Genomic DNA, 12058 nt, shown 5'->3' with positions numbered 1-12058 from the left:
CGGTCCAATCCAAGATTGCACGACTAAAGGCATAGAGCGCCCCGCAAGTGAAGCGCTCTACCTGTGGCGGCGCTTTCGGCGCCGCAAAAAATTTTCGTTTTAGTGCGCCTCGTCCCAGTTGGCGGCGGCCCGCGCCTCGACCGTCAGGGGCACCGAGATCGCCACGGCCGGCTCGGCCGCGCCCTGCATGATCTCGCGGGCGACCTTGATCGTGGCCTCGGCCTCGGCCTCCGGCGCCTCGAACACCAGTTCGTCGTGGACCTGGAGCAGCATCTTGCTCGACAGCCCCGCCGCCTTCAGCGCGCCCGGCATGCGGACCATGGCCCGGCGCATGACGTCGGCGGCCGCGCCCTGGATCGGGGCGTTGATCGCCGCCCGCTCGGCGAACTGGCGGTGGGCCACCGACTTGCCGCCGATGTCGGGGATGTTGATCTTGCGGCCGAAGATGGTGGTGACGTAGCCGTGCTCGCGCACGAAGGCCTTGGTCGCCTCCATATAGGCCTGGATGCCGGGGAAGCGCTCGAAATAGGTCTTGATATAGGCCCCGGCCTCGCCCTGCGGGATCGACAGCTGGTTGGCCAGGCCGAAGGCCGAGATGCCGTAGACGATGCCGAAATTGATCGCCTTGGCCCGGCGGCGCACCTCGCTGGGCATGCCCTCGATAGGCACGTTGAACATTTCCGACGCGGTCATGGCGTGGATGTCCAGGCCCTCCTGGAAGGCCTTCTTCAGCTGGGGGATGTCGCCGATGTGGGCCAGCAGGCGCAGCTCGATCTGGCTGTAGTCGGCGCTGATCAGCACCTTGCCGGGCGCGGCCACGAAGGCCTTGCGGATCTTGCGGCCTTCCTCGGTGCGGATCGGGATGTTCTGCAGGTTGGGGTCGGACGACGACAGCCGGCCCGTCGTGGTCGCGGCCAGGGCGTAGGAGGTGTGGATCCGGTTCCCCCCGCCCGGCGCGATGGCCGCGATCAGGTTCTCGGTATAGGTGCCCTTCAGCTTGGAAAGCTGGCGCCAGTCCAGCAGCACGCGCGGCAGCTCGTGTTCCAGCGCCAGGGCTTCCAGCACGTCGCTGTCGGTCGACCACTGGCCGGTGGCGGTCTTCTTGCCGCCCTTCAGCTGCATCTCGCCGAACAGCACGTCGCCGATCTGCTTGGGGCTGCCCAGGTTGAACGGCCGGCCGACCAGCTCCTGGGCCCGGGCCTCGAACTGGGCCATCCGCATCGAGAACTCGTTGGAGAGGCGGCGCAGGGTCTCGGGATCGACCCGGACGCCCTCGTTCTCCATCGCCGCCAGCACGGTCGGCAGCGGACGCTCCAGGGTCTCGTAGACCGTCAGCAGGCCCTCGCGCGCCAGACGGGGTTTCAGCACGTTGTAGAGCCGCAGGGTGACGTCGGCGTCCTCGGCGGCATAGGCCGTCGCCTCGGCCAGGCCCACGTGCTTGAAGCTGATCTGGCCCTTGCCCGAGCCCGCGACCTGCTTGAACGGGATGGGCTTGTGGCCCAGCCACAGCTCCGACAGCTCGTCCATGCCGTGGCCGTGCAGCCCCGCTTCCAGCACGTAGCTGATCAGCATGGTGTCCTCGATCGGCCCCACGGCGATCCCGTGGCGAGCCAGGACGGCGATGTCGTACTTGGCGTTCTGGGCCACCTTCAGCACCGCCGGGTCCTCCAGCAGCGGCTTGAGGGCGGCGATCGCGTCGTCCAGCGGGATCTGGACCAGGTCGGCGGCGGCCTCCAGGGCCAGGCCGTCCTTCTCGCAGTGGCCCACCGGGATGTAGCAGGCCTCGCCCGGCGCGATGGCCAGGGACACGCCGCACAGGCCGGCGGTGGCCGAGGACAGGGCGTCGGTCTCGGTGTCGAAGGCGACGATCCCCTTGGCCGTGGCCCTGGCGACCCAGGCGTTCAGGGTCTCCAGGTCCTGGATGCGGACATAGGCGGCGTGGTCGATGCTGACCGGCTCGGCGACCGGATTGGCGGCGGCGCGGGCCGCCGCGCCCATGTAGGACACGCCCAGAACCGGCGCGGTCGGCGTGGCGGCCGGGCGGTCCAGGGTACGGGGCGCGGCGGCGGCGTTGCCGTCGCCGACCCGGCGGGCCAGGGACCGGAACTCCATCAGTTCCAGGAAGTCGGCCAGCACCTGCTTGTCCGGCTCGCGCACGACCAGGTCGTCGATCGGCTCGGGCAGCGGCGTGTCGCAGTCCAGCTTGACCAGGGCCCGCGACAGCCGGATCTGGTCGGCGTATTCGATCAGGGTCTCGCGGCGCTTGGGCTGCTTGACCTCGCCGGCCCGGGCCAGCAGCGTGTCCAGGTCGCCGTATTCGTTGATCAGCTGGGCGGCGGTCTTGATGCCGATGCCCGGGGCGCCGGGGACATTGTCGACGCTGTCGCCGCACAGCGATTGCACGTCGACCACCCGCTCGGGATAGACGCCGAACTTCTCGAACACCTGCTCGCGGTCGATGCGGACGCCCTTCATCGGGTCGAACATCGACACGCCTTCGCCGACCAGCTGCATCAGGTCCTTGTCCGACGAGACGATCACCGCCTCGCCGCCCATGTCGCGCGCCTTGCAGGCATAGGCGGCGATCAGGTCGTCGGCCTCGTAGCCGGGCAGCTCGATCGCCGGGACGCCGAACGCGCGTGTGGCCTCGCGCACCAGCGGAAACTGCGGGATCAAGTCCTCGGGCGGCGGCGGCCGGTGGGCCTTGTACTGGTCGTAGAGGGCGTTGCGGAACGTCTTTTCGGAGTGGTCCCAGATCACCGCCAGGTGGGTGGGCGCATCGCCCTGCATGTCGCGCATCAGCTTCCACAGCATGTTGCAGAAGCCCTGGACGGCGCCGACCGGCAGGCCGTCGCTCTTGCGGGTCAGCGGCGGCAGGGCGTGATAGGCGCGGAACAGGTAGGCCGAGCCGTCGACCAGGAACAGCCGTACGGCGGGGCCGTCCTGGGTCAAGGGACGGTCAGCCTCGGGAAGGGCGGCGGAATCGGGCGCGAGCGTGTCGGTCATGGCCGGGAAGATAGGCGGTCGCGGGGGAGGCGGAAACACCCCAGACGCGGAACCTAGCCGAACCGGGCGTTCAGGTTGGGCAGGTCCTTGCCATAGGCCGCGTAGCCGGTGGTGTCGCCGTCCGCGAGAAAGGTCCGGGTTCCCGCCAGCATCGCGCCATAGGCGGCGTTGAACGGGCCGGTGGCCGAGCTCAGGCGGCGCACGCCGAGCTCGGCCAGGCGCTGGGCCGAGGGCATGCCGGGTCGACCCATGACGTTGAGCGGCAGGGCGATCCCGGCGGCCAGCTTGGCCAGCAGGTCCTCCTCGATCGGCAGGGGCACGAAGATCCCGCTGGCCCCGGCGTTCGCGTACAGCGCCGCGCGGCGCAGGGTTTCGGCCAGGGCCGCCTCGCCCTCGGCCAGCTTGGCCAGATAGACGTCGGTGCGGGCGTTGACGAACAGGTTGACGCCGGTCTGGTCGGCGGTGGCGCGGACGGTCTCGATCTTGCGGGCGTGCAGGTCCGGATCGCGCCGGCCGTCCTCGAAATTGATCCCCACCGCGCCGGCCCCGATCACCGCCTTGACCGTCTCGGCCAGGGTCGCCAGGTCGTCGGTGTAGCCGCCCTCGATGTCGGCGGTGACCGGAACCGACACCACCCGGGCGATGCTCGCGATGGTGTCGACCACGGCCGCCACGGGAACGGCGTCGCCGTCCGCATAGCCCCGCGCCCAGGCCACCGCCGCGCTGGAGGTGGCGACGGCCTTGGCCCCGGCGTCCGCCATCAGGGCGGCGCTGGCCGCGTCCCAGGCGTTGGGCAGGACCAGCACCTCGGGGCCGGCGTGCAGGGCGTGGAAGCGGTCGGCGGTCGTGGTCATGGCGGCGGCTCCGGTCGGTCAGGCGGGCGGACTATCGGCAATCCGGCTCCGGCCGTCTCGCGGAAATCGGACCTTGATGACCGGCTGCTGACATCCCTTGGCGGCGGGCGCCCGCAAAAACGGCGATCGGTCAATTGCGGCGAACGCGTCGTATTGCCGCCTTGGCGAGGTCAATTGCCTGGCCTAGAGGCAGGTGGTTCGCCTAGGCCGCGAAAACGGGAACCTCCCCCTTCCCCAGGCTTTGGTTCGGACGACCCGAAACACAGGAAGACCCTGGCCCATGGTTTCATGGAAGAAGATCCGTGTCGGTACGGTGCTCGTCGCCGCCACCCTGACCACCGCCGCCGTGCTGGCCGTGGCCCCCGTGCATCATGTCGCGCCGCCCGCCGGCCCGACCAGCGAGCCGGTCAAGCTGACCCCGCCGCTGATGCCCGCCGAGGCGGGCAAGCCGCTGCCCAAGACCATCCTGACCTAAGGGTTCCGGCCTGGCCTAGATTTTCGCGGCGTTTGGGCGCTATGGAGCGCCATGCCGTTCGCCGCCACCGTCCTGACCATGTTCCCCGAGGCCTTTCCCGGCCCGCTCGGCGTCTCGCTGATCGGCACGGCATGGAAGGAACAGGACCTGTGGCGTTTGGAAACACTGGACATTCGGGGGTTTTCCAAGGATAAGCGCGGCTTCCTCGACGACACCCCCGCGGGTGGCGGCGTTGGAGCGGTACTCAAAGCGGACGTCATCGCCGCCGCGCTGGACAGCGTGGAGGTCGGTGGGCGGCCGCTTTTGTACATGAGCGCCCGGGGTCGGCCCCTGACCCAGGCGCGCGTCAAGGAGTGGTCGAAAGCGCCGGGCGTCATCGTCCTGTGCGGCCGTTTCGAGGGGGTGGACCAGCGGGTGCTCGACGCCCGGGGGTTCGAGGAGGTCTCGGTCGGAGACGCGGTCCTCGCCGGCGGCGAGGCGGCGGCGATGGTCGTGATCGAGGCGTGCGTTCGATTGGCTCCAGGGGTTCTGGGCAATTTCGAGAGCACGCAGGAAGAAAGCTTCGAGGACGGACTCCTCGAGCATCCGCAGTACACCAGGCCGCGGACGTTCGAAGGGCTCGACATCCCCGAGGTGCTGCTGTCGGGCGACCACAAGAAGGTGGCCCAGTGGCGGAAAAGCATGCGTGAAGAAACCACCCGCGAGCGGCGTCCAGACCTCTGGGAAGCGCATCTCGCCAATCAACAGGCAAAAGGCGGCCCGAAAACGGGTAAGCCCAAAGGAGACTAGAGTTATGGCTGCCAACATCATCAAGGAACTCGAGCGCGAAGAAGCCCAGCGTCTGCTGGCCGCCCGCGCCATCCCCGAGTTCGAGCCGGGCGACACCCTGCGCGTCAACGTCCGCATCAAGGAAGGCGAGCGCGAGCGCGTCCAGGCCTACGAGGGCGTCTGCATCGCCCGTTCGGGCGGCGGCGTGCACGAGAGCTTCACCGTCCGCAAGATCTCGTTCGGCGAAGGCGTGGAGCGTCTGTTCCCGCTGCTGTCGCCGAGCATCGAAAGCATCGAAGTCAAGCGTCGCGGCGTCGTCCGTCGCGCCAAGCTGTACTACCTGCGCGACCGTCGTGGTAAGTCGGCCCGCATCGCCGAACGCTCGAACGTTCGCAAGACCGAAGCCGCCGACGCCGAATAAGGCGCGCGACTTTGCGAAGATCGGGGCCCTGGCGGAAACGCCGGGGCCTTTTTTCTTATGGGTTTCACTGGTCAAGCTTTGGTGCAAGCGCACGAATATATTGACAAAACACCGGTGTCTGGTGTTTGGTAAATGCACCCCCACCGCTCTGCGACGGGCTTATAGACCGCCCCCTTGCTAGGGAGTGGCCCTCTTCGGAAACGGCGTCATGGCCACCGAAGGAAATGCGATATGAGGGCGCGCCGCAAACACAGGGCGCGCCCTCTTTGCGTTCGGGACATGCCGCGAGGGCGTGTCCCCGTCTCAGCGCACGCTGACCGACGTCCGTCGCCGCTTGGGCGGTGGCGCGGCCTGGCGCGCGTCGCGACGGTCGCGCATCCGCTGCAGGCGCTTGCGGACCCGCGCGTCGCGCAGCACGGCGGCGGGGACGTCGGTCAGCATCTTCAGGCCGGCGATCGGCGAGACGTTGCGCACGTCGCGGCGGGCCTGGGCCAGCACCTCGCCGACCATGACCCGGTTGTCGATCTCGCCCGCCTCCTTGACCATGGCCAGCCGGTGCAGGGCGTAGAGGCCCAGGACCGCGGCGATCAGGAAATAGAAGTCCCAGTTGGAGACCCGCAGCGGCATCAGGGTCAACACGTCGCCGGGGCTGGTCCAGCGCACCAGGATCTCCAGCCGGCGGGCGGCGAAGAAGTCGGCGAACATCCCGCCCAGCAGCGGCGCCAGGCCGGCGGCGGCTGAGCTGATCAGGGCGTTGGCGGCGATGTAGGCCGTGGCCGAGCCGCGCGGCGACAGCTTCAGGGCGATATTGCCCGAAGACAGGGTCACCCCGGCGGTGGCCAGGCCCATCAGGGCGTGCAGCCCCACCAGATAGGCCATCACCCAGGCGCGGTCGTGGATCTGCGAGGCGCCGACCATGGCGGCGATGCAGGCGATGAACAGCGGGGCGGCGACGGCCAGCACCGACTTGTTGGCGAAGCGGTCCGACAGCAGGCCCCAGCTGCGCAGGGCCAGGACGTTGGTCGCCTGGCTGACGACGCTGAGCACCACGACAAAGGTGACGGACAGGCCCAGTTGCTTGACGAAGAACACCGTGAAGAACGGCGTGGCCAGATTCACGGCGAACTGCCAGCTGGCCAGGAAGGCGATCAGCCGGCGGAAGTTGCTGTCCTTCAGCGGGGCGCGCAGCAACGGGATCAGCTTCACCCGCTCGGCGGGCGCGGGCATCTGCGGCTCGGGGGTCAGGGCCAGCTCCCGGCAGCTGAGCAAGCCGGCCAGGAACGCGGCGAGGTACAGCCCGGCGAAGACGAACGGCCGCAGGAACGAGCCTTCCGGCGCGCGGTCCAGGGCCACGGCGGCGGCCAGGCTGGCGATCAGGCCGACGATCGTGGCGTTGATGGTCCGCCTGGCGAAGATCTGGCCCATCCGCTGTTCGGGGGCCAGATCCCGCACCCAGGCGTTCCAGGCGCAGCCGCCGAAGGTGGCGATCCCGCAATAGAAGACCTGGGCCGCCACCAGCCCGGCCAGGGCCGCCTTGCCGCCGCCGGTCAGGGCCAGCAGGGCCATGCCGACCAGGGCGCAGCGGCTGATCAGGCTGGCCAGCACCGAGATCCGCTTGCGGGCGCGCAGCCCCTCGACCAGCAGCACGCCGGGCAGCTGCAGCAGCTGCACCCAGAAGGTCACCGCCGCCAGCAGGCCGATCGTGGTGTTGGAGGCGCCCAGCTGCAGGGCGAAGGCGGTCAGGATGACGCCGCTGGTCACCGCCGTGACGGCGTTGGAATAGCCCGCCTCCCGGACCAGATGTCGCAGGCCGCGCTCGCGGTCCTCGTCGCTCAAGCTCGGCGTCGGGGCAAGAAACATGCGCAGCAAGGCCTTTGCATGGCTTGGTCGAGGCAGTTTGATCCAACCTGCCGCCGGCCGGCGTGAATTTTCGGCGTTTCCTCGCTTTACGCGCCCCGTCTCAAGGCCTAGATGCCCGGGTATCATGACCCGCGCACCGAAGACTCTCTACGACAAGATCTGGGACGCTCACGTCGTCAACGAACAGGACGGCGAAGCGATCCTCTATATCGACCTGCACCTGATCCACGAGGTCACCACCCCGCAGGCCTTCGCCGGGCTTCGCGCGGCCGGCCGCAAGGTGCGCCGGCCCGACCGCACCCTGGCCGTCGCCGACCACAACATTCCCACCGAGGGCCAGGCCAAGGGCGTCGACGCCGTGGCCGACGACGAGGCGCGGCTGCAGCTGAAGACCCTGGCCCGCAACGTCCAGGACAACGGCATCGAGTTCTTCCCGATGGGCGACATCCGCAACGGGATCGTCCACGTGGTCGGTCCCGAGCAGGGCCGCACCCAGCCGGGCATGACCATCGTCTGCGGCGACAGCCACACCTCGACCCACGGCGCCTTCGGAGCCCTGGCCCACGGCATCGGCACGTCCGAGGTCGAGCACGTTCTGGCCACCCAGACCCTGCGCCAGGAGAAGGCCAGGAACATGCTGGTCCGCGTCGACGGCCAGCTGGGCCCCGGCGTCACGGCGAAGGATGTCGCCCTGGCCGTGATCGGCGAGATCGGCACGGCCGGCGGCACCGGCTATGTCATCGAGTTCGCCGGGCCGGTGGTCCGCGACCTGTCGATGGAAGGGCGCATGACCCTGTGCAACCTGACCATCGAGGGCGGCGCCAAGGCCGGACTGGTCGCGCCGGACGACAAGACCTTCGCCTATATCCAGGGCAAGCCCTCGGCGCCGAAGGGCGCGGCCTGGGACATGGCCCTGTCGTACTGGAAGGGCTTCGTCAGCGACGAGGACGCCCGGTTCGACCGCACCGTGGTGATCGACGGCTCGGCCCTGGTCCCGATGGTCACCTGGGGCACCTCGCCCGAGGACGTCATCCCGGTGACCGGCAACGTGCCCGACCCGGAAAGCTTCGCCACCCCGGACAAGCGCGCCGCCGCCCACCGGGCGCTCGACTATATGGGCCTGACCGCCGGCCAGCCGATCTCGGAAGCCCGTATCGACCGCGTGTTCATCGGCTCGTGCACCAACAGCCGGATCGAGGACATGCGGGCCGCCGCCGCCGTGGTGCAGGAGGCCTTCCTGCACGGCCGCCTGGTGGCCGACCACGTCAAGGCCATGGTCGTGCCGGGCTCGGGCCTGGTCAAGGAACAGGCCGAGGCCGAGGGGCTGGACGCCATCTTCAAGGCCGCGGGCTTCGACTGGCGCGAGCCGGGCTGCTCGATGTGCCTGGCCATGAACCCCGACAAGCTGCAGCCGCACGAGCGCTGCGCCTCGACCAGCAACCGCAACTTCGAGGGCCGCCAGGGCCGCGCCGGCCGCACCCACCTGGTGTCGCCAGCCATGGCCGCGGCGGCGGCGATCGCCGGCCACCTGGTCGACGTGCGCACGTGGCTGTCGTGATGCTCGCCGCCCTCGCCGCGGCCGCCTCCACCTACGCCGCGCCGCTGGACCTGCCCAAGACCGCCCGGGTCGAGATGGTGGTGGTCAAGACGCGCGAGGACGTCCGCGCCGGCAAGACCACGCGCAACAGCGGCGAGACGCGCTACGACAAGACCATCGAAGCCACGGGCGACGGCTATCGCGTTACCCTGAAACCGATCGCGACCAAGTTGCCGGCCGGTCCGGAAACCGCCAAGGTCGAAGCGGCGCTGGGTGGCCTGATGACTCGGACCATGGTCTACACGGCCGACGGGAGCCTCGCGCCTTCGTCGATCGAGGACTGGCCCGGCCTGGTGGCCGAGGTCCGCAAGTCGATGACCACCCTGACGGCCGCCGATAAGGACGCCGCCAAGGGCGTGGAGGCGGCGATGTCGATGTTCGCCGGCATGAGTCCGGAACAGGCGGCCGGCCTGTTCCTGAAGGAAGACGGCTTCCTGTCGATCCCGATCAATGTCGAGCTCGAACCCGGCAAGCCGGTCAGTTCCGAGAACATGACGCCGAACCCGCTGGGCGGCGCGCCGATCAAGACCAGGAGCGCGCTGGTCGTCCAGAAGGTCGACGCCGCCCGGGGCGTCGCCACCCTGCGCTGGACCCAGACCCTGGACCCGGAATCGCTGCGCGCCAGCATGGCCCAGATGGTCCAGGCGATGATGGCGCGCATGGGTCCCGAGGCGAACAGGCCCGAGGCCAGGGCGATGTTCGAGAAGATGAGCCTCGACCGGACCTCGGCCTGCGACTACGAGGTCGATATCAAGAGCGGCCTGACGACCAAGGCCGACTGCGAAGCCAAGATCAAGCTGACCGACCCGACCACCGGCGAAACCGGCGGCCGCAACGAATACTGGGCCATCACCCAGGCCCTGAAGAACTAGGAGGCGACGGCATGCAAGCCTTCACCCGTCTGGACGGCCGCGCGGCGCCGCTGTCGCTGGCCAATATCGACACCGACCAGATCATCCCCAAGCAGTTCCTCAAGACCGTCGAGCGCGAGGGCCTGGCCAAGGGGCTGTTCTACGACTTCCGCTTCGACGGCGACGGCAACGAGATCGCCGACTTCGTGCTGAACCGGCCGGAGTACAAGGGCTCGTCCGTGCTGATCGCCGGTGACAACTTCGGCTGCGGCTCGTCGCGCGAGCATGCCCCGTGGGCGCTGATGGACTATGGGATCCTGTGCGTGATCGCGACCAGCTTCGCCGACATCTTCAACAACAACTGCTTCAACAACGGCCTGCTGCCGGTGGTGCTGAAGCCCGAGGAAGTCGCCCAGCTGATGGACGAGGCCAAGGGCGGCAACCACATGGTCAGCGTCGACCTGGCGACCCAGACCGTGGTCTCGCCCTCGGGCAAGAGCTTCCGGTTCGAGATCGATCCGGTACGCAAGGACAAGATGCTCAAGGGGCTGGACGCCATCGGCGAGACCCTGATGCACGCCTCCGACATCGACCTCTACGAAAGCAAGCGGGCGCTGGACCGGCCGTGGCTGGAGGCTTGAGGTTTCAAGTTGTCATCCCGGAAAGCGCGCAGCGCTTGTCCAGGACCCAGGGGCGGCGGCGCCGCGCCTGCCCAGTCACCTGGGTCCCGGACAGCCTCTGCGAGGCTTCCGGGATGACAACCCTTAGTGAGGTCACGCCATGACCGTCATCCTGGCCGGCACGATCCGCGTCGCGCCCGAACGCCTGGCCGAGCTGCGGCCGCACCTGAAGGCCCAGGTCGAGGGCAGCCGGGCCGAGCCGGGCTGCCTGGACTACGCGCTCAGCGAGGATCCGCTGGATCCCGGCCTGGTCCGGGTGTTCGAGCACTTCGTCGACGCGGACGCCCTGGCCTTCCATCGCGCCAGCCCGCACATGGCCGCCTGGCGCGCCTGTTTCCCCGAACTGGGCGTCCACGACCGCCGCATGTCGTCGTTCGACGTTTCAGACTACCGCACCATCTAAGAGAGCTTTCCGATGTCCACGCTTCTGCTCCTGCCCGGTGACGGGATCGGCCCCGAAGTCTGCACCCAGGTGCGCCGGGTGGCCGAGGCCCTGACCCCCGACCTGAACCTTGAGGAGCGGATCTATGGCGGCGCCAGCTATGACGCCCACGGAACGCCCCTGACCGACGAGGTCCGCGACGCGGCCCTGGCCAGCGACGCGGTGCTGATGGGCGCGGTCGGCGGCCCGCGCTGGGCCGACGCCCCGCGCCACCTGCGCCCGGAAGCCGGCCTGCTGAACCTGCGCAAGGCGATGGACGTCTACGCCAACCTGCGTCCGGCCTATTGCTTCGAGGCCCTGGCCGACGCCTCCAGCCTCAAGCGCGAGCTGGTCTCGGGCCTGGACATCATGTTCGTCCGCGAGCTGACGGGCGGCGTCTATTTCGGCCAGCCGCGCGGCATCGAGGACCTGGGCGGCGGCCAGAAGCGGGGCGTCGACACCCAGGTCTACACCACCGCCGAGATCGAGCGCGTGGCCCGGGTGGCCTTCGAGCTGGCCCGTGGCCGCGGCAACCGCGTCGCCTCGGCCGAGAAGTCGAACGTCATGGAGAGCGGCCTGCTGTGGAAGCAGGTGGTCACCGACCTGCACGCCCGCGACTACGCCGACGTTCAGCTGGAGCACATCCTGGCCGACAACTGCGCCATGCAGCTGGTCCGCGCGCCCAAGCAGTTCGACGTCATCGTGACCGACAACCTGTTCGGCGACATCCTGTCGGACGCCGCGGCCATGCTGACCGGCTCGCTGGGCATGTTGCCCTCGGCGGCCCTGGGCGCGGCGGGCAAGCCGGGCCTGTACGAGCCCATCCACGGCTCGGCCCCCGACATCGCCGGCAAGGGCGTGGCCAATCCGCTGGCCGCCATCCTGTCGTTCGAGATGGCCCTGCGCTGGTCGCTGAACCGCGCCGACGCCGCCGACACGCTGCTGGCGGCGGTCAAGGCGGCGCTGGACGGCGGGGCCCGCACCCGCGACCTGGGCGGCGAGCTGTCGACGGTCCAGATGGGCGACGCCGTTTTGTCGCACCTAGGGCGTTGAAATAGCGACGTTATCTTTATGGATTCCGCAACGTAACCTTAAGGGTTCTCGGCGAAACCCTGCTCCTCGTTT

The 12058-nt window shown here is 69.1% G+C and carries 11 protein-coding genes; 8 read left to right on the top strand and 3 right to left on the bottom strand.

From position 1 onward, the window contains the following. Window positions 1-99: 99 nt before the first annotated feature. Window positions 100-3006: a DNA polymerase I gene (gene polA / locus AC07NX_RS07005; RefSeq protein WP_494640293.1), complete on the bottom strand. Its 2907-nt coding sequence runs from the start codon at window positions 3004-3006 to the stop codon at window positions 100-102. A gap of 53 nt (window positions 3007-3059) precedes the next feature. After that, entirely contained in the window at window positions 3060-3860 is an 801-nt protein-coding gene (locus tag AC07NX_RS07000) for an isocitrate lyase/PEP mutase family protein (RefSeq protein WP_494640292.1), read from the bottom strand. Window positions 3861-4140: 280 nt separating this feature from the next. On the opposite strand from AC07NX_RS07000, the gene AC07NX_RS06995 reads away from it, so the two are divergent. From AC07NX_RS06995 to rplS, 3 genes are read left to right on the top strand one after another with little or no spacing between them, the layout of a single operon-like run. After that, complete coding sequence (locus AC07NX_RS06995; RefSeq protein ID WP_494640291.1) at window positions 4141-4335, top strand: hypothetical protein; 195 nt, start codon at window positions 4141-4143, stop codon at window positions 4333-4335. Between the two features lie 51 nt (window positions 4336-4386). Continuing rightward, entirely contained in the window at window positions 4387-5124 is a 738-nt protein-coding gene (gene trmD, locus AC07NX_RS06990) for a tRNA (guanosine(37)-N1)-methyltransferase TrmD (RefSeq protein ID WP_494640289.1), read from the top strand. A gap of 4 nt (window positions 5125-5128) precedes the next feature. After that, window positions 5129-5524 carry a 50S ribosomal protein L19 gene (gene rplS / locus AC07NX_RS06985; RefSeq protein ID WP_035073883.1) on the top strand — a complete coding sequence of 132 codons (396 nt, stop codon included), beginning with the start codon at window positions 5129-5131 and terminating at the stop codon, window positions 5522-5524. A gap of 303 nt (window positions 5525-5827) precedes the next feature. Here rplS and AC07NX_RS06980 read toward each other — a convergent pair whose 3' ends face one another. Then, complete coding sequence (locus AC07NX_RS06980; RefSeq protein ID WP_494640288.1) at window positions 5828-7360, bottom strand: MFS transporter; 1533 nt, start codon at window positions 7358-7360, stop codon at window positions 5828-5830. Window positions 7361-7508: 148 nt separating this feature from the next. Here AC07NX_RS06980 and leuC point away from each other — a divergent pair, with 148 nt between their 5' ends. From leuC to leuB, 5 genes are all read left to right on the top strand, one after another. Beyond that, window positions 7509-8942: a 3-isopropylmalate dehydratase large subunit gene (gene leuC / locus AC07NX_RS06975; protein ID WP_494640287.1), complete on the top strand. Its 1434-nt coding sequence runs from the start codon at window positions 7509-7511 to the stop codon at window positions 8940-8942. Continuing rightward, window positions 8942-9853: a hypothetical protein gene (locus AC07NX_RS06970; RefSeq protein ID WP_494640286.1), complete on the top strand. Its 912-nt coding sequence runs from the start codon at window positions 8942-8944 to the stop codon at window positions 9851-9853. The genes leuC and AC07NX_RS06970 overlap by 1 nt, the downstream gene beginning before the upstream one ends. Window positions 9854-9864: 11 nt before the next feature. Further along, complete coding sequence (gene leuD, locus AC07NX_RS06965) at window positions 9865-10473, top strand: 3-isopropylmalate dehydratase small subunit (protein ID WP_494640285.1); 609 nt, start codon at window positions 9865-9867, stop codon at window positions 10471-10473. A 139-nt stretch (window positions 10474-10612) separates the two neighbouring features. Continuing rightward, window positions 10613-10915, top strand: a complete 303-nt coding sequence (locus tag AC07NX_RS06960) for a putative quinol monooxygenase (protein ID WP_494640283.1) — start codon at window positions 10613-10615, stop codon at window positions 10913-10915. Window positions 10916-10927: 12 nt separating this feature from the next. After that, on the top strand, window positions 10928-11986 hold the full coding sequence (gene leuB / locus AC07NX_RS06955) for a 3-isopropylmalate dehydrogenase (protein ID WP_494640282.1): 1059 nt from the start codon (window positions 10928-10930) through the stop codon (window positions 11984-11986). The last annotated feature ends 72 nt before the right edge of the window (window positions 11987-12058 follow it).

The sequence above is a fragment of the Caulobacter sp. GW821-FHT09A05 genome, assembly GCF_059418465.1.
This window is presented reverse-complemented; position numbering and strand designations above follow the sequence as displayed.

Excerpts from the sequence above, each read along its gene's own strand:
- AC07NX_RS06960 (WP_494640283.1), top strand. The coding sequence starts at position 10,613 with ATGACCGTCATCCTGGCCGGCACGATCCGCGTCGCGCCCGAACGCCTG.
- AC07NX_RS06970 (WP_494640286.1), top strand. The coding sequence starts at position 8,942 with ATGCTCGCCGCCCTCGCCGCGGCCGCCTCCACCTACGCCGCGCCGCTG.
- AC07NX_RS07000 (WP_494640292.1), bottom strand. The coding sequence starts at position 3,860 with ATGACCACGACCGCCGACCGCTTCCACGCCCTGCACGCCGGCCCCGAG.
- leuB (WP_494640282.1), top strand. The coding sequence starts at position 10,928 with ATGTCCACGCTTCTGCTCCTGCCCGGTGACGGGATCGGCCCCGAAGTC.
- polA (WP_494640293.1), bottom strand. The coding sequence starts at position 3,006 with ATGACCGACACGCTCGCGCCCGATTCCGCCGCCCTTCCCGAGGCTGAC.
- leuC (WP_494640287.1), top strand. The coding sequence starts at position 7,509 with ATGACCCGCGCACCGAAGACTCTCTACGACAAGATCTGGGACGCTCAC.
- trmD (WP_494640289.1), top strand. The coding sequence starts at position 4,387 with ATGCCGTTCGCCGCCACCGTCCTGACCATGTTCCCCGAGGCCTTTCCC.
- rplS (WP_035073883.1), top strand. The coding sequence starts at position 5,129 with ATGGCTGCCAACATCATCAAGGAACTCGAGCGCGAAGAAGCCCAGCGT.
- leuD (WP_494640285.1), top strand. The coding sequence starts at position 9,865 with ATGCAAGCCTTCACCCGTCTGGACGGCCGCGCGGCGCCGCTGTCGCTG.
- AC07NX_RS06995 (WP_494640291.1), top strand. The coding sequence starts at position 4,141 with ATGGTTTCATGGAAGAAGATCCGTGTCGGTACGGTGCTCGTCGCCGCC.